The organism is Microbacterium sp. NPDC012755 (assembly GCF_042901325.1).
In the GTDB taxonomy this organism is placed as follows: Bacteria; Actinomycetota; Actinomycetes; order Actinomycetales; family Microbacteriaceae; genus Microbacterium; species Microbacterium natoriense.
In genome coordinates, this window is the sequence record NZ_JBIBCT010000001.1 from 3,642,002 (window position 1) to 3,664,117 (window position 22,116).

The 22,116-nt window shown below is 68.6% G+C and carries 20 protein-coding genes; all 20 read right to left on the reverse strand.

Annotated elements, in window-relative coordinates; all coding sequences use genetic code 11:
• Window positions 1-14: 14 nt before the first annotated feature.
• The 20 genes from ACFY5A_RS17085 to ACFY5A_RS17180 all read right to left on the reverse strand — a co-directional run bounded on the left by ACFY5A_RS17085 (window position 15) and on the right by ACFY5A_RS17180 (window position 21,892).
• Entirely contained in the window at window positions 15-749 is a 735-nt protein-coding gene (locus tag ACFY5A_RS17085; RefSeq protein WP_387235835.1) for a gamma-glutamyl-gamma-aminobutyrate hydrolase family protein, read from the reverse strand.
• A complete protein-coding gene (locus tag ACFY5A_RS17090; RefSeq protein ID WP_105676864.1) occupies window positions 742-1,521 on the reverse strand; it encodes a 3-oxoacyl-ACP reductase in 780 nt (259 codons plus the stop codon). Before ACFY5A_RS17090 ends, ACFY5A_RS17085 begins: the two co-directional genes overlap by 8 nt.
• A gap of 46 nt (window positions 1,522-1,567) precedes the next feature.
• Window positions 1,568-2,968 (reverse strand): aldehyde dehydrogenase family protein, encoded by a 1,401-nt coding sequence (locus ACFY5A_RS17095; RefSeq protein ID WP_341941789.1) that lies wholly within the window; start codon window positions 2,966-2,968, stop codon window positions 1,568-1,570.
• A 354-nt stretch (window positions 2,969-3,322) separates the two neighbouring features.
• The gene (locus ACFY5A_RS17100) at window positions 3,323-4,705 is read right to left on the reverse strand and encodes a glutamine synthetase family protein (protein ID WP_387235838.1); all 1,383 of its coding nucleotides are present in this window, start codon (window positions 4,703-4,705) and stop codon (window positions 3,323-3,325) included.
• Window positions 4,706-4,731: 26 nt separating this feature from the next.
• Window positions 4,732-5,454 carry a FadR/GntR family transcriptional regulator gene (locus tag ACFY5A_RS17105; RefSeq protein ID WP_105676869.1) on the reverse strand — a complete coding sequence of 241 codons (723 nt, stop codon included), beginning with the start codon at window positions 5,452-5,454 and terminating at the stop codon, window positions 4,732-4,734.
• Window positions 5,455-5,463: 9 nt separating this feature from the next.
• The gene (locus ACFY5A_RS17110; RefSeq protein ID WP_341941787.1) at window positions 5,464-7,008 is read right to left on the reverse strand and encodes an amino acid permease; all 1,545 of its coding nucleotides are present in this window, start codon (window positions 7,006-7,008) and stop codon (window positions 5,464-5,466) included.
• Window positions 7,009-7,399: 391 nt separating this feature from the next.
• The gene (locus tag ACFY5A_RS17115; RefSeq protein WP_341941786.1) at window positions 7,400-8,719 is read right to left on the reverse strand and encodes an ABC transporter permease; all 1,320 of its coding nucleotides are present in this window, start codon (window positions 8,717-8,719) and stop codon (window positions 7,400-7,402) included.
• Window positions 8,719-9,441: an ABC transporter ATP-binding protein gene (locus ACFY5A_RS17120; protein WP_105676889.1), complete on the reverse strand. Its 723-nt coding sequence runs from the start codon at window positions 9,439-9,441 to the stop codon at window positions 8,719-8,721. Before ACFY5A_RS17120 ends, ACFY5A_RS17115 begins: the two co-directional genes overlap by 1 nt.
• Window positions 9,442-9,494: 53 nt before the next feature.
• Window positions 9,495-11,105, reverse strand: coding sequence for a hypothetical protein (locus ACFY5A_RS17125; protein ID WP_341941785.1), 1,611 nt, complete (start codon window positions 11,103-11,105; stop codon window positions 9,495-9,497).
• A gap of 3 nt (window positions 11,106-11,108) precedes the next feature.
• Entirely contained in the window at window positions 11,109-12,125 is a 1,017-nt protein-coding gene (locus ACFY5A_RS17130) for a hypothetical protein (RefSeq protein ID WP_341941784.1), read from the reverse strand.
• 114 nt (window positions 12,126-12,239) lie between these two features.
• Complete coding sequence (xerD, locus tag ACFY5A_RS17135; RefSeq protein ID WP_341941783.1) at window positions 12,240-13,142, reverse strand: site-specific tyrosine recombinase XerD; 903 nt, start codon at window positions 13,140-13,142, stop codon at window positions 12,240-12,242.
• A 2-nt stretch (window positions 13,143-13,144) separates the two neighbouring features.
• Window positions 13,145-13,738 (reverse strand): NUDIX domain-containing protein, encoded by a 594-nt coding sequence (locus ACFY5A_RS17140; RefSeq protein WP_387235843.1) that lies wholly within the window; start codon window positions 13,736-13,738, stop codon window positions 13,145-13,147.
• Entirely contained in the window at window positions 13,731-15,425 is a 1,695-nt protein-coding gene (locus ACFY5A_RS17145; protein WP_105676878.1) for a CTP synthase, read from the reverse strand. The genes ACFY5A_RS17140 and ACFY5A_RS17145 overlap by 8 nt, the downstream gene beginning before the upstream one ends.
• Before the next feature lie 17 nt (window positions 15,426-15,442).
• The gene (recN, locus tag ACFY5A_RS17150) at window positions 15,443-17,134 is read right to left on the reverse strand and encodes a DNA repair protein RecN (RefSeq protein ID WP_387235846.1); all 1,692 of its coding nucleotides are present in this window, start codon (window positions 17,132-17,134) and stop codon (window positions 15,443-15,445) included.
• Window positions 17,131-18,051, reverse strand: a complete 921-nt coding sequence (locus ACFY5A_RS17155; RefSeq protein WP_105676881.1) for an NAD kinase — start codon at window positions 18,049-18,051, stop codon at window positions 17,131-17,133. Before ACFY5A_RS17155 ends, recN begins: the two co-directional genes overlap by 4 nt.
• A complete protein-coding gene (locus ACFY5A_RS17160; RefSeq protein WP_387235848.1) occupies window positions 18,048-18,845 on the reverse strand; it encodes a TlyA family RNA methyltransferase in 798 nt (265 codons plus the stop codon). The genes ACFY5A_RS17155 and ACFY5A_RS17160 overlap by 4 nt, the downstream gene beginning before the upstream one ends.
• Window positions 18,842-19,015 (reverse strand): hypothetical protein, encoded by a 174-nt coding sequence (locus tag ACFY5A_RS17165; RefSeq protein ID WP_181155975.1) that lies wholly within the window; start codon window positions 19,013-19,015, stop codon window positions 18,842-18,844. The genes ACFY5A_RS17160 and ACFY5A_RS17165 overlap by 4 nt, the downstream gene beginning before the upstream one ends.
• A 44-nt stretch (window positions 19,016-19,059) precedes the next feature.
• On the reverse strand, window positions 19,060-20,097 hold the full coding sequence (locus ACFY5A_RS17170; RefSeq protein ID WP_386951643.1) for an HAD-IIA family hydrolase: 1,038 nt from the start codon (window positions 20,095-20,097) through the stop codon (window positions 19,060-19,062).
• Complete coding sequence (locus ACFY5A_RS17175; protein WP_387235850.1) at window positions 20,097-21,056, reverse strand: hypothetical protein; 960 nt, start codon at window positions 21,054-21,056, stop codon at window positions 20,097-20,099. The genes ACFY5A_RS17170 and ACFY5A_RS17175 overlap by 1 nt, the downstream gene beginning before the upstream one ends.
• Window positions 20,993-21,892: a hypothetical protein gene (locus tag ACFY5A_RS17180; protein ID WP_387235853.1), complete on the reverse strand. Its 900-nt coding sequence runs from the start codon at window positions 21,890-21,892 to the stop codon at window positions 20,993-20,995. Before ACFY5A_RS17180 ends, ACFY5A_RS17175 begins: the two co-directional genes overlap by 64 nt.
• Window positions 21,893-22,116: the final 224 nt, after the last annotated feature.

The window sequence follows — 22,116 nt, forward strand, 5'->3', positions numbered from 1 at the left end:
TTGTAGTCGCAGGCTCACCTCTCGTCGCGTCGGCGCGCGGCGCTGTCCCTCGCCGCGTCGACCAGTCCCGCGATCACCCGCACGTCGTCGGTGGTCTCCGGATGCCACTGCACCCCGACCTCGAAGCGGTCCCCCTCGGCCTCCATCGCCTGGAGCACGCCGTCGGCATCACGCGCTGTCGCGACGAAACCGGGGTGGTCCGCGACCGCCTGGTGGTGATGGCTGGCGCTGGTGATCTGCTCACCGAGCAGCGCGGAGACCCGATGCCCCGGATCCACCACCACGGGGATGGCCTCGTAGGAGCTCTCGCCGCCCCCGTGCCGATCGTGGCCGACGACGTCGGGCAGATGCTGCACGAGCGATCCGCCGGCGGCGACAGCCATGAGCTGCATCCCCCGGCAGATGCCCAGCACAGGGAGCCGCAGCGCGTCCGCCTCCCCGAGCAGCCACAGCTCCGATGCGTCGCGGTCGTCGTACCAGCGCACGACGTTCGGGTCCGGCTCCTGCCCGTAGCGCGCGGGGTTCACGTCGGCACCGCCCGCGATGAGCAGACCGTCGAGCCTGCCGAGCACGGCTCGTGCGGCGTCGCGATCGGCGAGCGGCGGGACGAGCACGGGGATGCCCCCGGCCCGCTCCACCGCAAGGGCGTAGTCGCTGGGGAGCAGGTCGGCCGGCACCTCCCGCCAGGCGCCCCAGGAAGCCGCCTGGCGGTAGGTCGTGATGCCGATGATCGGGCGCTGGTCAGTCAAAGTCCGAATCCAGCGGCGTGACGTAGGCGTTGGAGAGTCCGCCGTCGACGAGGAAGTCCATCGCCGTGATGAAGCTCGACTCGTCGCTGCCGAGGAACGCGACGGCGTTGGCGATCTCCTCCGGTTCGGCGAAGCGCCCCATCGGGACGTGCACCAGACGGCGCGCGGCGCGCTCCGGGTCCTTCGCGAACAGCTCCTGCAGCAGCGGGGTGTTCACGGGTCCGGGGCAGAGCGCGTTGACGCGGATGCCCTTGCGCGCGAACTGCACGCCGAGCTCCCGGGTCATCGCCAGCACGCCGCCCTTCGACGCGGTGTAGGAGATCTGCGAGGTGGCGGCGCCCATGATCGCGACGAACGACGCCGTGTTGATGATCGAACCGCTCCCCTGCTCCAGCATGTACGGCAGCACCGCCTTGCAGCACAGGTACACGCTGGTGAGGTTCACGTCCTGCACCAGGTTCCAGGCGTCGATTCCGGTCTTCAGGATGGAGTCGTCGGATGCCGGCGAGATGCCCGCGTTGTTGAACGCGATGTCAATGCGCCCGTATTTCTCCTTGGCGTGGGCGAACAACGCCTCCACCTCTGCGGCATCCGTCACGTTCACCTTGATGAAGGAGCCGCCCAGCTCCTCCGCGATGCGCGGGCCGTTCACCTCGTCGAGGTCGCCGATGACGACCTTGGCCCCCTCCGCAACGAACTTCTTCGCCGTGGCGAGGCCGATGCCGCTGCATCCGCCGGTGATGACGCCCACTTTGCCTTCGAGCTTGCCCATCGTGTGTCCTGCTGCCTTTCTCGGGGTGTGTCAGTGCTGTGTTGTGTCAGTCGTCGGTCGAGATGAAGACGTTCTTCACCTCGGAGAAGCTGTCCGGAGCGTCCGGTCCGAGTTCGCGCCCGAGTCCCGACTGCTTGAACCCTCCGAACGGAGTCCAGTACCGGACGGAGGAGTGCGAGTTGACCGACAGGTTGCCGCTCTCCACCCCTCTCGCCACGCGCAGCGCGCGCCCGAGATCGCGGGTGAAGATGGATCCCGACAGGCCGTACTCGGTGTCATTGGCCTTCGCGATCGCGTCGGCCTCGTCGGTGAACGGCATCACCGCGAGCACGGGGCCGAACAGCTCCTGCGACCACACCGGATCAGCGGCGCTGCGCGGCATGACCACCGTCGGCGGCATCCAGAATCCGCCGGTGCCCTCCACGGTCTGCCCGCGATAGGCGACGTCGGCGTCCGCGATGCCCGCGAGCACGGAGTCGCGCTGCTTCGCGGAGATCAACGGCCCCATCTCGGCGTCAGGACTCGACGGGTCCGTCACCCGGAAGGCTTCGACCGCGGGCTGCAGCAGCTCGAGGAACCTGTCGTAGACGCTCGCCTGCACGAGGATGCGCGAGCGTGCGCAGCAGTCCTGTCCGGCGTTGTCGAGTCCGGCGCCGGGAGCGGATGCCGCGGCCTTCTCGAGATCCGCGTCCTCGAACACGACGTTCGCGTTCTTTCCGCCGAGCTCCAGCGTCAGCCTCTTCACCTGGTCGGCGCAGCCGCGCATGATGCCCTTGCCGACATCGGTCGAGCCGGTGAAGCAGACCTTCCGCACCAGCGGGTGGGTCACGAACCTCTCGCCCACCACGCTCCCCTTGCCGGGGATCACGGTGAACACGCCTTCGGGGATGCCGGCGTCCCTGGCGAGCTCCCCGAGCCGGAGCGCCGTCAGCGGGGTGAGCTCGGCCGGCTTCAGCACGACCGTGTTGCCCGCCGCCAGCGCGGGTCCGAAGCCCCAGCCCGCGATCGGCATCGGGAAGTTCCACGGGACGATGATGCCCACGACACCCAGCGGCTCGTGGAACGTGATGTCCACACCACCGGCGACGGGGATCTGCCGCCCGAAATGACGCTCGGGCGCCGCGCTGTAGTAGTTGAGGACGTCGCGGACGTTCCCTGCCTCCCAGCGGGCGTTGCCGATCGTATGGCCGGAGCCGATCACCTCGAGCGCGGCGAGCTCGTCGATGTGCGCGTCGACGGCCGCCGCGAAGGAGCGCAGCAGACGCGCGCGCTCGCCGGGTGCGATCGCACGCCATGCGGGGAAGGCCGCATGGGCGCGCTCGATGGCGGCATCCGTCGCCGCGAGGTCCGCCAGTGCGACGCTGCCGATCGCCTGGCCGTTGGACGGGTTGAGGACCGTGAAGGTGCCGCCGCCGTCGAAGGGAGAGAGAGGGATCTGGAAGGTCATGCTCACAGCCTCTCGAATCCGCGCGTGAGGGCTTCGCCCATCGGAAGGTACAGAGTCACCGTGTTCGCAGCCATGCTCACAGCCTCTCGAATCCGCGCGTGAGGGCATCGCCCATCGGAAGGTTCAGAGTCACCGTCATGATCACAGCCTCTCGAATCCGCACGTGAGGGCATCGCCCACCGGAAGGTTCAGAGTCACCGCGCTCGCAATCATGCTCACAGCCTCTCGAATCCGCGCGTGAGGGCATCGCCCACCGGAAGGTACAGAGTCACCGCGCTCGCAATCATGCTCACAGCCTCTCGAATCCGCGCGTGAGGGCATCGCCCATCGGAAGGTTCAGAGTCACCGTCATGATCACAGCCTCTCGAATCCGCGCTTGAGTTCCCAGTCGGTGACGGCTGCGTCGAACGCCTCGATCTCGACGTCCGCGTAGTGGGCGTAGTGCTTGACCACGTCCTCGCCGAACACCTCGCGGGCGATCTCCGACTGCGCGAGCGCGTCTCTGGCCTCGTGCATGGTCGTCGGCACGATCGGCGCTCCCGACTCGTAGGCGTTGCCCGCGGTCTCCGGCTCCAGCGCGAGTTCGTGCTCGATGCCGTACAGGCCACCCGCGAGCATGGCGGCGAGCCCGAGGTACGGGTTCATGTCACCGCCGGGCAGACGGTTCTCCATGCGCGCACCGGCGCCGCGCCCGACCAGCCGCACGGAGGTCGTGCGGTTGTCGATGCCCCACGCGACGGATGTCGGGGCGAAAGACCCCTTGACGAAGCGCTTGTAGGAGTTGATGTTGGGCGCGTAGAACAGCGTGAAGTCGCGCATGGTCGCCAGGACGCCCGCGATGAAGTGGTCGTACAGCGGGGTGCGGGAGCCGGTCTCCGCGTCCCAGAAGACCAGAGAGCCGTCGAGTCCGCGCAGGGACATGTGCACGTGGCACGAGTTGCCCTCGCGCTGGTTCGGCTTGGCCATGAACGTGATCGACTGATCGTGCTGGCGGGCGATGTCCTTCGCCGCGGTCTTGTAGACGGCGTGGTTGTCGGCCGTCGTGATGACCTCGTCGTACTTGAAAGCGATCTCGTGCTGACCGAAGTTGCACTCGCCCTTCGCCGACTCGACGTTCAACCCCGACGCGTACATGGTGTTGCGGATCTCGCGCAGCAGCGGCTCGACCACGCTCGACCCGATGATCGAGTAGTCGATGTTGTAGCGGTTCGCGGGGATGAGACCGCGATAGTCGTCGTCCCACGCCTTCTCGTACGGCGTGTTGAAGATCACGAACTCCAGTTCGGTGCCCGCGAGCGCCGTCCAGCCGTGCCCGGCCGCGCGCTCCACCTGCTGCCGCAGGATCTCCCGCGGCGACACCCGCACCGGATGCCCGGACGTCGTGGCGAGGTCGCACTGGATCATCACGCTGCCGGGGCGATGCGGCATCCGCCTGATCGTGGAGTAGTCGGGGATGAACTCCATGTCGCCGTAACCCGACTCCCACGAGGCGTTCTCGTAGCCGTCGACCGTGTTCATGTCGACGTCGACGGCGAGCAGATAGTTGCATCCCTCGGTGCCGTGCTCCAGCACGGTGTCGAGGAAGAAGCGTCCGTGCAGGAGCTTGCCCTGCAGTCGCCCCTGCATGTCGGTGAACGCCAGCACGACCGTGTCGATCTCGTCGGAGAGGATCGCCGATCTCAGCTGCTCGACGGTGAGCATGCGGTCGTTGCGGGCCGGGGCGGGGGTGATGTTCATCTGTGCGCACTCATTTCCAGGATTGCCTACTTCAGGAGGCCCTTGAGAAGGGCGGCGGTGGCCTCGCAGTGCGCGGTCATCACGTCGCGGGCCCGAACGGCGTCGCCGTCCAGGATCGCGGCGACGATGGCACGATGCTCGTCCTCCGCATGATCGATGTTCGTCTTCAGGAAGGGGATCTCGGCGAGGAGTTGATGGATCCGCACCTGCACGCCGCTGCAGGCACGGGCGAGCTCGTCGGAGCCGCAGACGGTGCTGATCGCCAGGTGGAACCGGGCGTCGGCCTGTCGGTAGTCGGCCGGAGTCTGCGCCTCGGCCAGGTCAGCGAGGCTCGTCTCCAGCAGAGCCCGCTGCTCCTCGGTGAGGTCCAGCTGGGCAGCCTGGTAGGCGGCTCCGGGTTCGATGACGGCGCGGAACACGATCACGTCGTCGATCTCGGCACGGCGCGGCGGGGTCTGACCCGCCGGCCACACCTCGGCGAGCGGTTCGACGACCGTGCCCCCTCCGCGCCCCCGGGTCGTGGACACGAACCCGGCGGCGCGAAGGGCGCTGATGGCCTCCCGGAGCGTGGCCCGGGAGACGTTGAGCTTCTCTGCGAGCTCACGCTCCCCCGGCAGCTTCGTCCCCACCCGGAAGATCCCGAGCTGGATGGCGGAGCCGAGCTGCTCGACGCAGGACTCGAAGGCCATGTGCCCGCGGACCGGGTGGAGTGCAGCATCCACCAGAGGGGAATCCATCAGATCGGTCATCGTGCGACCTCACTCCTCCAGCAGCTCGTCGGCGGCCTTGGTGAGGTGCGCCGCCTCTGCGTCGCTCATGAAGTCGCGCTTGCCGTAGGCGAACCAGAGCACGACGGCGAGCACGCCGACCACGACGACCGCGATGGGCGCGTAGTTGAACGTGTCGACCGTGATCGGCGTCACCGGCGGGAGCACGAACAGGATGACGATGAAGATCACCCAGACCACTGCGACCCACCCGACCACGGCGCTCCAGCGGCCGAGGCTCCACGGCCCCGGCGTGAACTCCTTGTTCAGGCGGCGCAGCAGCACAGGCGTGACATACGCGATGTACAGGCCGATGACGGCGATCGAGGTCACCGCGAGGTACGCCGTGATGTTGAACAGCGCGGGCAGCGTGACGATGATCGAGAGCACGACGCAGAGCCAGATCGAGTTGGTCGGCGTGCCGGTGCGCTTGTTCACCTGCGCCCAGAGGCGGGAGCCGGGGATGGCGTTGTCCCGCGAGAACGCATAGCTCATGCGCGAGTTCGCCGTGACCGACGCCATGCCGCAGAAGAACTGGGCGCCGCAGACGATGAACAGCAGGAACTTCGCCACGTCGGGGTTGTTCAGCGCGTCGAGGAAGATCTGCGCCGGTCCGGAGCCCGTGGTCGTGTTGACGATCGTGGACAGGCCTTCCTCGCTGCCGTCCTGGATCGCGGAGACGATCGTGAAGAGCAGGATCCAGCCGCCGATGATCGAGATCAGCACGCTCATGACGATGCCCTTGGGAGCGGCGACAGCGGCGTTCTTCGTCTCCTCGGCGACGTGCGCCGAGGCGTCGTAGCCGGTGTACGTGTACTGCGCCATCAGCAGACCCATGAGGAACACGTACGGTCCGAAGGTCCAGCCGGTCTCGTTGTGGAAGGTCGTGAACGACCACGCCACATCCTGGTGGTGGGCGGGCATGATCCACAGCACCGCGACGATGATGAGGACGCCGACGATGTGCCACCACGCCGAGACGTTCGACAGCATGCTGACGAGATTGACGCCGAAGGTGTTGAGCAGACCGTGGATCACGATGATCACGATGAAGAGGCCGAAGGTGTTGAGCGGGTTGACCTCGACGCCCCACATCAGGTTGGCGAAGGCCATCATCGTCGCCGCGGCGCCGTAGTCGATGGCGGCGGTGACGGCGACCTCGCCAAGGAAGTTGAACCAGCCGACGAACCACGCCCACTGACGCTTGTTCTTCTTCGCGAGCCGACCCGCCCAGAAGTAGAGACCGCCTGCGGTGGGGTACCGGGAGCAGACCTCGGCCATCGCGAGGGCGACGCAGAGGACGAAGACACCCACGAGGGGCCAGCCGATGTTGATCGCCATCGGACCGCCGGACTTCAGCGCGATGTTGAAGGAGGTGATGCAGCCGGCGAGGATCGAGATGATCGAGAACGAGACCGCGAAGTTGGAGAAGCCGGACATGCCGCGGTGCAGTTCCTGCTTGTAGCCGAGCTCTGCGAGTGCGGCCGCATCATGATCGATGGGCTGTGAGTCCGGCGCCTTTGTCGTGTCACTCATAGGGGTGCTACCTGGCTTTCGAGTAGAGGGAGCAGTTGCAGCGATTCTGGCCTCCCTGAACGCCAGCTGTCAATGGTCTGACTTCATACCTTCAACCAGAAGCGCTCGCCGAGACACGCCGGGGCGCCGGATGCCGTCGCACAGGCGCGCGTCCGATCGAATGAGCCACTCGGTCGCCGCGCACTGCCGCGACGGGCAGAGAACACGACACCCGCCGTGCAGCACCACCACAAACGCCGAGCGAACCCGCAGACGACTCAGGCGCCGCGCAGTGCCGCCACGGGCAGAGAACACGACACCCGACGCGCAGCACCACCACAAACGCCGAGCGAACCCGCAGACGACTCAGGCGCCGCGCAGAGCCGCGACGGGCAGAGAACCCGCAGACGACTCAGGCGCCGCGCAGAGCCGCGACGGGCTCGATCCTCGCGGCGCGACGTGCCGGATACCATCCGGAGCCCCAGCCCACGATCGCGCCGAGCACGGCGCCGGCGATGGCGACCCACGGGTCCGTCACGGGAGTCCACCCCTGGACCACAGCCACCACGATCACGGCGAGCACGCCGAGCGCAGAACCGATCAGGCCGCCGATGAAGCCGATCACGATCGACTCGACCATGAACTGCGCGCCGATCTGGCGGCGGGTGGCCCCCAGCGCACGACGGAGGCCGATCTCGCCGATGCGCTCCATCACGCCGAGGAGCGTCACGTTCGCGATGCCGAGACCGCCGGCGAGCAGCGCGATCACTCCGAGGATGAGGAAGACCACGTTCACGTCCGCCTGCACGTTCTGGCTGAGGTCTGATGCGCCCGACGGCGCCTGCGCCTTCAGCGAGTCCGGAGAATCGGGCTGCAGCGCCAGCACGGACTGCTCCGCCACCTGGGGGCCTGCGCCGACCATGATGCGGATGTCGAGCTCGGTGGGCACCGCGAGACCGAAGTCCGCGCGTGCGGCTCCGTTCGGGATGATCACCGAATCCCGCAGCTCGCTCTTGCGCTCGAAGCCGTCGACGATGCCGATCACGGCGTAGGCGACCCCGCCGATGAAGATCGAGGGCTGCGAATCGACACGGTTGATGCCCATGTCCTTGGCGAGCCGGTCTCCCACCACCGCGACCCGATCGCCCCTGGAGTCGTGCCCCGCGTCGAAGAAGCGGCCGGTGATCAGCTCGCCCTCCGCGGTGTCGAGAAGCTCGGGAGACGACGAGAACAGCTGCGGCGATGCGGCGGGTGCCGCTGACGGGTCGTTCACCGGCACCGCGGTGATCGTCTCGTCGTCGGCGAGTTCGACCTCACCGAGGAGGGTCGCGCTCTCGACACCGGCGAGAAGCAGCACCCGCTCCGGAGAATCCCACGGGAGGCGGCCGGCGGCGACGGTCTTGCCCTTGGAACCGGACTGCGCCTCGGCGGCGGTCACGACGACCTGCGTCGACGCTGCGCCGTTGAACTGGCTCGCGATCTGGGCGGCGGCCGTCTGGGCGAACCCGATCGTCGCGACGAGGGACGCGATGCCCAGCACCGTGCCGAGGATGGTCATGACGAGACGCGCGGGGCGGGATCCGATGTCCGCCGTCGCCTCGGCGACCAGGTCCTGGAAGGTGAACCGGTCGGCGTGCTTCTCGCCGACCTTCCTGCGGACGGCGCGTGCACTCCCCTGCTCGGGCTGGTCCGCGTTCTCCGCTGTCGCCTTGCGACGCCAGGGCAGGCGCATCACAGTTCGCTCAATCGGCCGTCGGCGATGCGGATGCTGCGGCGGGCCCGCCGAGCGACGTTGTCGTCGTGCGTGATCACGATGAGAGTGAGTCCGTCTTCGTTGAGTTCTTCGAACAGTGACATGACCTCGCCGGACGTGCGCTGGTCGAGGTTGCCGGTCGGCTCGTCGGCGAGGAGCAGCTTCGGTCCGCTGACGACCGCCCTGGCGACGGCGACGCGCTGACGCTCACCACCCGAGAGCGAGTTCGGGAAGAAGTCGACGCGGTGCGACAGCCCGACCCTGGCGAGGGCTTCGCGCGCCCGCGATTCGCGCTCGCGGCGGGGCACTCCGCTGTACAGCATCGGCATCAGCACGTTGTCGAGCACCGTCCGCCGGGGCATCAGGTGGAATGACTGGAACACGAAGCCGATGAACTGCGCACGCACGGCGGCGCGCTCATCGTCGGAGAGGTCCCCCGTGCGCACGCCGGCGAGGAGGTACTCCCCCACGCTGGGGCGGTCGAGGAGGCCGAGGATGTTGAGCATCGTCGACTTTCCCGAGCCGCTGGGACCGACGATCGAGATGTAGTCCCCCGGTCGCACCTGGAGGGTCGCCCCCTTGAGAGCCTGCACCTCCGGAGGCCCCGGGAAGGACCTGGTGACGTCGCGCAGCTCGACGACGAGCTCGTCGTTCCCGCCGGCATCCTCGAGAGCGTCGCCGACCTCAGGAGCGTCGCCGATCTCAGGAGCGTCGCCGATCTCAGGAGCGTCGGCGGTCGCGGTCTGCTCGTCCGTCACCGTCCCACCACCACGAGGTCGCCCTTCTCGAGGTCGCCGTCGACCGGGGTCACCTCCACGGCTCCCTTCGCCGCGAGACCCGTCTCGACCACGACCGTGCGGGTCTTCGCGTCCTTGCCCTTGCGGGGGTCGGACTCGACGACCTCGACGCGCGACTCGCCACCGGGGCCGGCGGTCAGCGCCGCGAGGGGCACCGACAGCACGTCGCCCTCGGTCGCGCCGACGGCGATCTGCACGCGGACGTTGTTGCCCTGGAGCTGCGTCAGCTGCTCGGCGGTCAGCGGGTCGGGCTCGAAGAGCACCTCCCAGCGCGCCTTGCTGTCCTTGCCCGGCTTCAGCTCCGAGACGACCGCATGGTGCGGAGTGCCGTCGGGCAGCTCGAACGACGCCTCGGCGCCGACCTTGAGCAGTCGCGCATCGGCCTCGGCCGCGGCGCCCGTGAGACGCACGGTCGCGCCGGACACCGTCATGACGGCGCCCTGGATCGTGGTGCCGCGCTTGACGTTGACGGCATCCACTCGCCGCGGGAGCTCGGTGAGGAACAGCACCTCGCCGGCCGGCAGGAACGGCAGCACGGCCTGGCGCGCGCTCTCCAGAGCCTTGTTCGCCGAGTCGACGCCGGCGCGGGCGGAGTCGAGCGCCGCCTTCTCCGGGCCGGTGTTCTTCGACGACCACAGCTGGTCGCGTTCGAGCTTGGCGGTCTGCAGATCCCACTCGGCCTGCTGCACGTTGGGGCAGGTCTCGCCCTCGGGCGGAGTCGTGCAGTTCCGCGCCGCAGCGAGGGCCTGCTCGGCCTGCGCGACCTTGACGTCGGCCTGCCAGCTCTCCAGCTTGGTGGGTCCCGCTCCCGCCGCGGTCAGCGCCTGCTGAGCCTGCGTGACGCTGCTCTGCGCGTCACGGACGCCCTGCTCCGCGCTGCGGACGGCATCGCCCGCCCCCTCCTCGGGGGCAGGGGTCGGATAGCCCGCCTGGGCGTAGAGCTGACCGACGGCGTTCGCCGTCGCCTGGTCGAACAGATTCGAGGCCACGTCGCCCGCATCGATGCCGACGCTCACGAGAGCCTGCTTCAGCTGCAGCACATCGGGTCCGGAGACGCCGAGACGCAGCGTGCGGTAGGCCGGGAGGTCGCCGGGGAGCACGATGACGGGCCGTCCGGCCACCTCGAGAGCGATGGACAGCGGGTTGAGAGTCGCGCCGACCTCGGGGACGGATCCCGTCACGACGCTGCCGCCGCCGCCGGAGGTGTCGATGGTCACATCGACGGCATCCGCATAGCCGACGTCGGCGCGCAGCGTGACGTCGTTGCTCAGCGGACCGAACTCGACGGGAACCGTCACCAGCCCGGCGTCCGGTGCCTCCGCGGCCTCGGCGGGCGAGATCAGGAAGCGACCGACGAGGAGCCCCGCGACGAGGCTGACGACCGCGCACAGGGCGACGATCCACAGGGTGCGGTTGCCGCGCAGGATGCGGCGCCAGCCGCTCACCCGTGACATGTCGACCGCGTCCTTCTCCTCGGCGGAGGACTCGGCATCCGCGGTCTCGTCACCCGCGATGATCTCGGAGAAGTCGGAGGGCAGCTCTGTCGTGGGAGTCTCGTCGTCCTTCATGCGTCAGTTGTTCTGCTCGGCAGCGGCCTTGAACGCCTCGAGGTCGGCCTTGTTGTCCTTGATGAACTTCTCCTCGCGTGCGAACTGGATCTTCAGCGACTCGTCGGCGTAGGAGGTCTTCTCGCGGCATCCCAGGTCGACCAGAGCGAGAGCGATCTCCTTCTCACCGAGCTCCTTCATCTCCGGGCTCTTGTTCGGGTCTTCGACCTTCTCCGGGTCGATCTCCGTCGTGCCGTCGCCGTACGCGGCCTCGTAGATCTTGCTCTGCGCGTCGGAGATCGACTGCTGGGCGTCGGTCTGAGCCTTGAACCCGGGCTCGCCGCCGTCGGCCATGCACGAGGCCCACTTCGCGTTCAGCGCCTTGAGCTCAGACGACTCCTGCGTCGTCGACCACAGCTCGGTCATCTTGTCGCGGAGGTCGGCGAACTGGTCGGACTGCCAAGGGTCGTCGCCCTGCAGCTCGTGCTGAGCCCATCCCTGGCAGCCGCCGTCCTCCCAGTTGTACTCGTAGCTGCCGCCCTCTTCCGTGTCCTCCATCTCCTGAGGAGCGCCGTAGGCGGTCTCGTAGAACGCGGTGCGCTCGGACTCGGAGAGCGAGTCGAGGTACTTCTGGTTGGGGTCGACATACTCCTCGCCGGGGTCGCTCTCGCCCTGCTCGCTGAACGGGTTGTTCACGATGCCGTAGCCGTACTTCTCGACCCAGGACTTCTTCTCGGGCTCCCACTCGACGTCCTCGCCGGAGGAGATCACGGTGCCGCCGTTCTGCAGGTTCGGCTTGTACTCGAAGCCCTCCTTGGCCATGCACTCGGCCATCAGGTCTTCCTGCTTGCGCTGCTGCTCGTCGAGCTTCTTCTGCTGCTCCTCCGGCGACAGGTCTCCCCCGTAGGCGGCGCTGAGGTACTTGCTCAGCGGCGAGTCCTCGTAGGTCAGGCCGCCGTTCCCTCCGCCCGTCGAGCATCCGGCAAGGGTGAGCGCCAGCGCAGCTGCGGCGAGGACCGCAAGAGGACCGGTGGATCGCATGTCGTTACTCCTTCATCGGCCCCGGTTCGACGACCGGAGGGTTGCATACCGAGAAAGCATAATTGAGCATCGCGAGAGCTCGCGTCCCCCATATGGGGGACATTTCGATCCGCGCTATACAGCGCGAGGATGAGATGTGGCGTAGATGTCCCGCAGAGCCTCGACGGAGACGTGCGTGTAGATCTGGGTCGTGGCCACGGACGCGTGGCCGAGGAGCTCCTGCACGACGCGCACATCCGCGCCCCCCTGCAGCAGATGCGTCGCGAAGGAGTGACGCAGCGTGTGCGGCGAGATCTCCGCCGTGATCTGGGCATGCTCTGCCGCCGCTCGGATCACGAGCCAGGCGCTCTGCCTCGACAGGGGCGCGCCCCGCGCGCCGAGGAACAGCTTCGCCGACGCCCTCCCCTTCGCCGCCAGGCCCGGCCGCACCCTCGTCAGATACGAGTCGACGGCCGCACGCGCATACGAGCCGATCGGGACGATGCGCTCCTTCGAGCCCTTGCCCCGCAGACGCAGCACATCGCCGTGCGCCAGATCGTCGACGTCGAGCCCCACGGCTTCGGAGACCCGGGCGCCGGTCGCATAGAGGAGTTCGAGCAGCGCCCGGTCCCGGATGCCGAGGGGATCCTCGCCGGACGGAGCCGACAGCAGCCGCTCGACCTGGTCGATCGTGAGCGCCTTCGGCAGCCGGCGCGGCGCCTTGGGCGGCCGCAGCCGTCCGGTCGGGTCGTCCTGCTCGATGCCCTCTCGAGCGAGGAAGCGATGCCAGCCGCGCACCGACGACTGCAGTCGCGCGAGGCTCGTCGCCGCGGGAGCAGGGACCGCCGAGGATCTCTCGGCGATGAAGCGCCCGACCACGGCCTGGGAGATCTCACCGGAGTCGGTGATTCCGCCTTCCTCGAGCCACGCGAGGTAGCCGCCGAGGTCGCGGCGGTACGCGGAGATCGTGTGCGCGCTGAGCCCGCGCTCGATCGTGACATGACGCAGGTACGCGTCGAGGGCACGGTCGAGCTGCACGGCTACGCCCTCGCGCGGTGCCGTTCGGCCGCGAGCACGCCGATCGCGAGCAGCGCGTTGTGCATGCGCCCGTCGAGCACAGCGCCGACGGCATCCGCCAGAGGGATCCATTCGACGCGGATGTCCGCTTCCTCGTCCTCGCGCGCGTGCGCATCGGGAAGCTCCGACAGACCCGTCGCCAGGAAGAAGTGCACGATCTCGTTGCTGCCCCCTGGTGTCGCGTAGGCGCTGAGAAGCGGCTCCCACTGCGCGGCTCGGAGATCGGCCTCCTCCGCCAGCTCACGCTGCGCGGCGACCACCGGCTCCTCGCCCTCCACATCCAGCAGGCCGGCGGGCAGCTCCCAATCGCGACGGCGGATCGGATGCCGGTACTGCTGGATCAGCAGCACGCGCTCGTCCTCGTCGACCGCGACGATCGCCACGGCGCCGGTGTGATCGATGTACTGGCGGACGATCTCTCCGTCGCCGTAGCGGATCCGGTCCGAACGGACGTCCCAGACCGCGCCGCGGTAGACGAGCTCGCTGTCAACGACCACGGGCTCGAACAGCTCGTCCTGAAGACTCTCGGGCGAGACTCCCCCGGTTCGCTCAGGCATCGTCGCTGACGTCGAACAGCTCGCTGGCGCGGTGCCGCTCGATCGCCGCTCCCACCAGACCGCGGAACAGCGGGTGCGGGGCGGTCGGACGCGAGCGCAGCTCGGGGTGCGCCTGGGTGGCGATGTAGTACGGGTGCACATCCCGCGGAAGCTCCACGTACTCGACCAGATCGAGCTCGGGGTTCAGTCCGGAGAACACCAGACCCGCGTCTGCGAGGCGCGCACGGTACGCGTTGTTCACCTCGTAGCGGTGACGGTGACGCTCGGAGGCGAGAGGGGCGCCGTAGAGCTCGCGGGCGAGCGACCCTTCGGCGAGGGCGGCCTGGTAGAGGCCGAGACGCATGGTGCCGCCGAGGTCTCCGCCGTCGAGGATCTCGATCTGCTCGGCCATCGTCGCGATCACCGGCTCCGTGGTCTCGGGGTCGAACTCGCTGGACGATGCACCGGCGATGCCGGCGACGTCGCGAGCGTACTCGATCACCATGCACTGAAGACCCAGGCACAGACCCAGCGTCGGGATGCCCTGCTCGCGCGCGAACTTGAGCGCGCCGAGCTTGCCCTCGATGCCGCGGATGCCGAAGCCGCCGGGCACGCAGATGCCGTCGAGCTGCGAGAGCTGCTCCTTGGCGCCCTCGGGGGTCTCGCACAGGTCGGAGGGGATCCAGCGGATGTTGACCTTGGTCTCCTGCGCGAACCCGCCGGCCTTGAGTGCCTCGGTCACCGAGAGGTATGCGTCCGGGAGGTCGATGTACTTGCCGACCAGGCCGATCGTGACCTCATGCTTGGGGTTGTGCACGGCGTGCAGCACCGTGTTCCAACGGGACCAGTCGACGTCCGCCGCCTTCTGGTCGAGACCGAGACGACGCACGATGTAGGAGTCGAGACCCTGCTCGTTGAGCGTCGACGGGATGTCGTAGATGCTCGGCAGATCGACCGTGTTGATGACGCCCTCGGCGTCGACGTCGCACATGAGGGCGATCTTGTTGCGATTGCTCTCGCTCACGGGGCGGTCGCTGCGCAGCACCAGCGCGTCGGGCTGGATGCCGACCTGCCGGAGAGCGGCCACCGAGTGCTGGGTGGGCTTGGTCTTCTGCTCACCCGAAGCGCCCATGAACGGCACCAGCGACACGTGCACGAAGAACACGCTGTCGCGGCCGAGCTCGTGACGGAGCTGGCGCGCGGACTCGAGGAACGGCTGCGACTCGATGTCGCCGACCGTGCCGCCGACCTCGGTGATGATCACATCGGGGCGGGGCTCCTCGGTCGCCTGCAGGCGCATGCGGCGCTTGATCTCGTCGGTGATGTGCGGGATGACCTGCACCGTGTCGCCGAGGTACTCTCCGCGGCGCTCGCGCGCGATGACCTGCGAGTAGATCTGGCCGGTGGTGACGTTGGCCGCCTGCGACAGGTTGATGTCGAGGAAGCGCTCGTAGTGGCCGATGTCGAGGTCGGTCTCCGCACCGTCGTCGGTGACGAACACCTCACCGTGCTGGAACGGGTTCATCGTTCCGGGATCCACGTTCAGATAGGGATCGAGCTTCTGCATCACGACGCGCAGTCCGCGCGCGGTGAGCAGGTTGCCCAGGCTGGCCGCCGTGAGCCCCTTGCCCAAAGACGAAACGACACCACCAGTCACGAAGATGTGCTTGGTCGTGTCGTTCTTGGGCCCCGCGGAAGAAGAGTTCATCACGGGCTTCGATCCTATCAGGCGGTGGGGGTCCCGAGGCTGAGAAGTTCTCGGGCGTGTGTCAGGGCGGCATCCGAATCGGTCAGTCCGGACAGCAGTCTGGCCATCTCGGCCTCGCGCTCGGGGCCGTCCAGGCGTCGGACGCTGGACGCCGTGACCGCGCCGTCATTGGCTTTGACGACCGAGAGATGGTTCGTGGCGAAGGCGGCGACCTGGGCGAGGTGCGTCACCGCGATCACCTGAGATCTCTCGGCGAGTCGGGCGAGTCGTCGACCGACCTCGATCGCGGCGGCGCCTCCGATGCCCGCGTCGACCTCGTCGAACACGAAGGTGGGCACGGGGTCGGTTCCGGCGATCACGACCTCGATCGCGAGCATCACCCTGGACAGCTCGCCGCCCGATGCTCCCTTGGCCACGGAGCGGGGTTCCGCGCCGGGATGCGGGGCGAGCAGGATCGCGACGTCGTCACGTCCGTGCGCAGTCTCCGCCCCCTCGCTCACCGAGACCTCGAGGCGCGCGTCAGGCATGGCCAGAGCATGCAGCTCCTCGCTCACCGCGGCGCCCAGCCGCGAAGCAGCTGCGACGCGGGCGTCCGTCAGCGTGCGCGCGTGGCCGTCGAGCTCTGCTCGAGCAGCGTCGCGCTCCTCCTCCAGACGCTCGATCCGGTCTCCGTCGTCATCGAGCTCGGCCAGCCGTGCCGAACCGGTCTGCCACAGCTCCAGCGCGTCCTCGAGAGAGCCGTGGGCGCGGACGAGCACGCCGAGCGCCGCCCTGCGCTCCTCGACCGCGGCCAGTTCATGCGGGCCCGATTCGTCGAGGTCGGCGAGGTAGGCCGAGAGCTGTCCTGCGATGTCCGCCACGCGATAGCCGACATCGGCGAGAGACTGCGCGAGCTCGGTCAGCGTCGCATCCGAGGAGCGCTCCAGCACCCTGCGCGCCTCCCCGATGAGACCGGAGACGTCGGGATCGCCCTCTTCGCTCGACAGCGCCGTGTGGGCGAGGGATGCTGCGAGCCGCAGCTCTTCGGAGTTCGCCAGGCGCTCGGCCCTGGCCGTCAGCTCCACGTCCTCCCCCGTTTCGGGAGCGGTCGCCTCGATCAGCGCCAGCGCCTCGCGCAGACGTGTGGCCTCCTCGAGTCGCCGATCGCGATTCTCGGTGATGTCGGTGATCTCCGCGTCCAGAGCACGCCAGCGTGCGAAGGAGCTCTCATACGCCCTCAGCGCCTCCGCGATGGGCGCACCGCCGAACCGATCCAGGGCATCGCGCTGCGCGGACGCGGACTTCAGACGCAGCTGCTCGGACTGACCGTGCACGACCACGAGCTCCTCCGCCAGAGCGGACAGGACGCCGGCCGGTGCCGCGCGCCCACCGACGCTGGCTCTGCTGCGCCCCTCGGCGCTGAGGCTGCGCGACACGTAGAGCTCGGCCGACCCGGCGCCGACGGGTTCGAGATCGCCCCCGGCATCCGCCACGATGTCGGCCACGTCGCCGGTCTCGGGAACGATCCACACCCCGGCGACGGAGGCCTGAGCGGCGCCGGCACGGACGGCGCCCGAATCGGCACGCTGCCCGAGGAGGAGTCCGAGCCCCGTGACGACCATGGTCTTCCCCGCGCCGGTCTCGCCGGTGATCGCCGTGAAACCAGGGCCGAGGGGCAGCACCGCGTCCGCGATGACTCCGAGGCCCTGCATCCGCATCTCCTCGATCACGACTGCACCTGCGCATCCTGGCCGCGCCACCCGGCGACGGGCAGCTGGAACTTGCGCACCAGCCGGTTCGTGAACGCCGTCGGGTGCAGACGCGCGAGCCGCACGGGGCGGGACGACCGGCGGACGACGACGCGCGCGCCCGGCGGCAGCTCATGTGAGCGGCGTCCGTCGCACCACAGGATGCCCGAGCCGGAGGTGCCCTCGAGCATCTCGATCGCGACGGCCGCATCGGGGCTGACCACGAGCGGCTTCGCGAACAGCGCATGCGCCGACAGCGGGATCACCGCGATCGCCTCGACACTGGGCCAGATCACGGGCCCGCCGGCGGAGAAGTTGTAGGCCGTGGAACCGGTCGGCGTGGACACGACCATGCCGTCGCAGCCGAAGCTCGACAGCGGAAGGCCGTCGATCTCGAGCACGACCTCGATCATCCGCTCACGGCTGGCCTTCTCGACCGTCGCCTCGTTCAGCGCCCAGGTCTCGTAGATCACCGCCCCCGCTGAGTCCTTCACTCGTACGGAGAGCGCGAGACGCTCCTCGACCTCGTAGTCCCTCGCGATCACACGGCGCACCGCGTCGTCCATGTCGTCTCGGTCGATCTCCGCGAGGAATCCGACGTGCCCCATGTTGATGCCGAGAACGGGGGCCGCGCACCCGCGCACGAGCTCTGCCGCGCGCAGGATCGTGCCGTCGCCGCCGAGAACGATGGCGAGCTCGAGCTCGGCCTGGTCGACCGTCTTCCCGAGAACGTCGACATCCGCGAACATCGGATCCACGGCGGAGAGATCCGCGCTGTCGTCGGCCGCGAGCACGGGGCGAGCGCCCGCTTCTCGCAGGGCCTCGACGACACGCCGCGCGGCATGGACCGTGTCCTCACGGCCCGCATGGGCGACGACCAGGATGCTGCGCTCGTTCATCGACTCCCTGCCAGTGCGTTGATGCGGTCTGACCATTCTGACGGATCGCTGCCCCTATCGGGCGCGAGGTGGACCAGATACTCGGTGTTGCCATGGGTGCCCAGCAGGGGCGACGGAAGGATGCCGAGCATCCCGAGTCCGGCGTCCCAGGCGCTCCACACCGTTCGGGCCACGGCATCCGCCCTGGTCGCCGGGTCGGTGACGAGCCCTCCGCGCACGGCGGTGCGCCCGACTTCGAACTGCGGCTTCACGAGAAGCACGATGTCGGAATCGGGGGCGGCGACCCCGGCGACCGCCGGGAGCACGAGTTCGAGCGAGATGAAGGAGAGGTCGCCGACGACGAGATCGGGGCGCGCGGACTCCCCCGTCGCCGCGGCGAGGTTCTCGGGAGTCATGTGCCGGACGTTGTACCCCTCGACGAGCACGACACCGGGATCCGCGGCGATGGATGCCGCGAGCTGATCGTGGCCGACGTCGACCGCGAGAACGCGCCGGGCTCCGCGCTCGCGCAGCACCTGCGTGAATCCGCCGGTGGAGGCTCCCATGTCGAGGGCGAGTCGTCCGTCGACGGCGATGCCGAAGCCGTCGAGTCCCGCGATGAGCTTGTGCGCGGCCCGACCGACGTAGTGATCGGCCCCGGCGACGGTGATCTCCGCCGAGTCGGCTACGGGCGTCGACGCCTTCACGGTGGGACGTCCGTCGACGCTGACCAGGCCCTCTGCGATCAGAGTGGCCGCGTGCGAGCGCGAGCGGGCGAGGCCTCGCGCGGCGAGGGCGGCATCCAGTCGTGTCATCGGGACGCCGTGGTCTCGCGCTGGTCGAGCTTGGCTCCGCTCTCCAGACGACGTGACAGGTCTTCGTGCAGTGCCGAGTACGCCTCTGCGCGATCGGCGAGCGGCTGTCCTTCGATCAGACGCAGGCGGCTCCACAGGCCGTCAGTCGGCGCAGTCGTCTCTTCGCTCACGCTTCTACTGTACGCGGGAGGTCGGACACGCCGTCCGCGCCACGTCAGGGTCGGTGGAAAGGATCGTCGTACAGACGTTCGGGGACGCGCAGCACGAACACCGGCGTTCCGGAGGCCCAGATCGCGGATGCTCCGGCGCGGAGCAGGTCGATCTGCGCGTCGCCCTCGGCGAGGATCTCGACGTCTCCCCCGGTCACGCGCACGCCGGCGCCGTTGACCCAGTGTCCGCCATCGCGCTGCACACTCTCCGGATAGGGTTCGTGAAGCTCGCGGAGATCGCTCAGGATGTACGTGGGACGAGACCCCTCGGGGGCGGCGAGAACGTGCTTGGGCCGATCGATCCCCGTGAGCACCAGAGCGGAGTCGATTCCCGCACGCACGGCGCCGAGGATGTCGGTGTCCAGTCGGTCGCCGATGAAGAGCGCCTGATGCGCGTCGAAACGCGCCTTCGCCTCCTCGAAGATGGGCACCTCTGGCTTGCCCGCGACGGTCGCGAGCCGACCGATGGCAGTGTGCACAGCCGAGACCAGCGTGCCGTTGCCCGGGGCGACGCCGCGTTCACGCGGAATCGTCCAGTCGGTGTTCGTGGCGATCCACGGGATGCCGCCCTCGTCTTCAGGGAGCTTCAGCGCGAAGGCCGCCTCGGCGAGATCCGTCCATGCGACCTCGGGGGCGAACCCCTGCACCACAGCGGCCGGAGCATCCTCCGCGCTGCGGGTCACGACGTAGCCCGCCTTCTGTACCTCGTCGACGAGGCCGTCACCGCCGACGACCATGATCGTCGCCGGAGCGGGAACCATGGTCGTGAGCAGGCGCATGGCGGCCTGCGGGCTCGTGACCACATCAGACGGAGCCACCGTGAGACCCAGCCCGGTGAGGTGCTCGGCGACCGCGGCATCCGTCCGGGACGCGTTGTTCGTGATGTAGCCGAGACGTGCATGCTCCGCCGCCCGGTTCAGGCTCTCCACCGCGTACGGCAGGGCACCAGGACCGGCGTAGACCACGCCGTCGAGATCGGCGAGGACGGTATCGACCCCGTCCAGCGGCGTGCGCAGCGACTGCTTCTTCGAGAACAACCCCATCAGGCGCTCTGGCCGTCGCCTGCGGAGTCGTCCTCCTGGTCTTCTGCCGCCTGCGCGTCGTCGTCTTCGCCGAGGAGCTCCCGGACCTCATCCTCGACGGACGGCTCGGCCGCGCCATCCCCAGGTACGTCGGAGTCGGCTGCGTCGTCTACAACGGCGTCAGCGCTCGCGGTGTCTGCGTCGGCATCGACATCGGCTGCGTCGGCTGCGTCAGCTGCGTCAGCTGCGTCAGCTGCGTCAGCTGCGTCAGCTGCGTCATCAGGGTCATCACCTGCAGTGTCGTCTTCGTCTTCGTCCTCGATCAGGTGATCCTCGACGAAGATCTCCTCGTCGCCGGCCTCATCGATGCCCAACGCCTCTGCGGCGACTTCGGCTCGCTTCATCCAGAACTCGGCTTCCTCGGTGCGACCGAGGTCCTCCAGCACGGCCGCGCGGGCTGCGAAGAGGGCGGGGCTCCAGTCGAAGGCACGATCAGGATCGAGCTCGGGGATCTCCAGCTCGCCGAGGGCGAGTTCGAGGTCTCCCTGGTCGAGGCGGGCGCCGGACATCGCGATTGCGAGGGCGACCCGCACCGGGGTTGCAAGCGACGTGCGGTCGACGGCTCGACCGGTCTCGAGAGCGCGGTCGGGCCGCCCGATGCCGCGCTCGCTGTCGACCATGAGCGCGATCTGGTCGTCATTGCCGGAGATACGACGATAGGTCCGGAGCTCACGCAGCGCGAGCGCGAAGTCCTCGGTCGCGTATGCGGTGATGCCGAGAGTCTCGCGGACGATCGCAATGCGTCCTGCGCTCCGCGACGCGGCAAGAGCGTGCTCGTGCGCGAGCTGGGGGTCTTCATCGATGAGACGAGACGCCATCGCGAGATGCCGCGCGACCCGCTCGGCGTTCTCCTTGCTCAACGTCTTGAGCTCGTTGCGGGCAGACGGGTGCAGATCGCGAGCGGTGACGTCCTCGGGCACCTCCGGATCGTTGTGCCGCGGACGGTCTCCACCGGCCTGCGGAGCCCTGTCACGTCCTGCTCCCCCGCGCTGCGGGAACGAGCGGTTGCTTCGTTCACGATCGTTATCACGGCCGTAGCCACCCTCACGACGGGGTGCTGCGCCGTCACGGTTGTAGCCACCATCGCGGCGCGGGGCGCCACCGTCGCGGTTGTAGCCGCCCTCACGGCGCGGGGCACCACCATCACGGTTGAACCCGCCCTCACGGCGCGGGGCACCACCATCACGGTTGTACCCACCTTCACGACGAGGAGCACCACCATCACGGTTGTACCCACCATCGCGGCGAGGCGCTCCACCGTCACGGTTGAACCCTCCCTCACGGCGCGGGGCACCACCGTCACGGTTGTAGCCGCCATCGCGACGAGGCGCACCACCATCACGGCGCGGGGCACCACCATCACGGCGCGGGGCACCACCATCACGGTTATAGCCACCCTCACGACGAGGCGCACCACCATCACGGCGCGGGGCACCACCATCACGGTTATAGCCACCCTCACGACGAGGCGCACCACCATCACGGTTGTAACCGCCTTCGCGGCGGGGTGCTGCACCGTCGCGGTTGTAGCCACCCTCGCGACGCGGGGCACCACCATCACGGGTGTAAGCGCCTTCGCGGCGGGGCGCTGCACCGTCGCGGTTGTAACCACCCTCACGACGGGGCGCACCACCATCACGGCTGTAACCACCCTCACGACGAGGAGCACCACCATCACGGCTGTAACCACCCTCACGACGAGGAGCACCACCATCACGGTTATAGCCACCCTCGCGACGAGGAGCACCACCATCACGGCTGTAACCACCCTCACGACGCGGGGCACCGCCGTTGCGGGGGGAACCTCCGCCGGAAGATCGGTCTCCGCGCGGTCCGCTATCGTTGCGACGCGGACGGCGCTCTTCCTCTTCCGACATGATGCTCCCTGTTTTGTTCGTGTATATGCAAAATGGCCACCCAGCGATGGGTGGCCATTTTGACTAAAAGGAGTCCGGCGGTGTCCTACTCTCCCACAGGGTC

Bases quoted from the DNA above. Each gene is read 5' to 3' on its own strand.
- ACFY5A_RS17145 (WP_105676878.1), bottom strand. From the start codon at position 15,425: ATGAACTCTTCTTCCGCGGGGCCCAAGAACGACACGACCAAGCACATC.
- ACFY5A_RS17095 (WP_341941789.1), bottom strand. From the start codon at position 2,968: ATGACCTTCCAGATCCCTCTCTCTCCCTTCGACGGCGGCGGCACCTTC.
- ACFY5A_RS17110 (WP_341941787.1), bottom strand. From the start codon at position 7,008: ATGAGTGACACGACAAAGGCGCCGGACTCACAGCCCATCGATCATGAT.
- ACFY5A_RS17170 (WP_386951643.1), bottom strand. From the start codon at position 20,097: ATGGGGTTGTTCTCGAAGAAGCAGTCGCTGCGCACGCCGCTGGACGGG.
- ACFY5A_RS17115 (WP_341941786.1), bottom strand. From the start codon at position 8,719: ATGCGCCTGCCCTGGCGTCGCAAGGCGACAGCGGAGAACGCGGACCAG.
- ACFY5A_RS17140 (WP_387235843.1), bottom strand. From the start codon at position 13,738: ATGCCTGAGCGAACCGGGGGAGTCTCGCCCGAGAGTCTTCAGGACGAG.
- ACFY5A_RS17100 (WP_387235838.1), bottom strand. From the start codon at position 4,705: ATGAACATCACCCCCGCCCCGGCCCGCAACGACCGCATGCTCACCGTC.
- ACFY5A_RS17125 (WP_341941785.1), bottom strand. From the start codon at position 11,105: ATGAAGGACGACGAGACTCCCACGACAGAGCTGCCCTCCGACTTCTCC.
- ACFY5A_RS17155 (WP_105676881.1), bottom strand. From the start codon at position 18,051: ATGAACGAGCGCAGCATCCTGGTCGTCGCCCATGCGGGCCGTGAGGAC.
- ACFY5A_RS17090 (WP_105676864.1), bottom strand. From the start codon at position 1,521: ATGGGCAAGCTCGAAGGCAAAGTGGGCGTCATCACCGGCGGATGCAGC.
- ACFY5A_RS17105 (WP_105676869.1), bottom strand. From the start codon at position 5,454: ATGACCGATCTGATGGATTCCCCTCTGGTGGATGCTGCACTCCACCCG.
- ACFY5A_RS17130 (WP_341941784.1), bottom strand. From the start codon at position 12,125: ATGCGATCCACCGGTCCTCTTGCGGTCCTCGCCGCAGCTGCGCTGGCG.
- ACFY5A_RS17160 (WP_387235848.1), bottom strand. From the start codon at position 18,845: ATGACACGACTGGATGCCGCCCTCGCCGCGCGAGGCCTCGCCCGCTCG.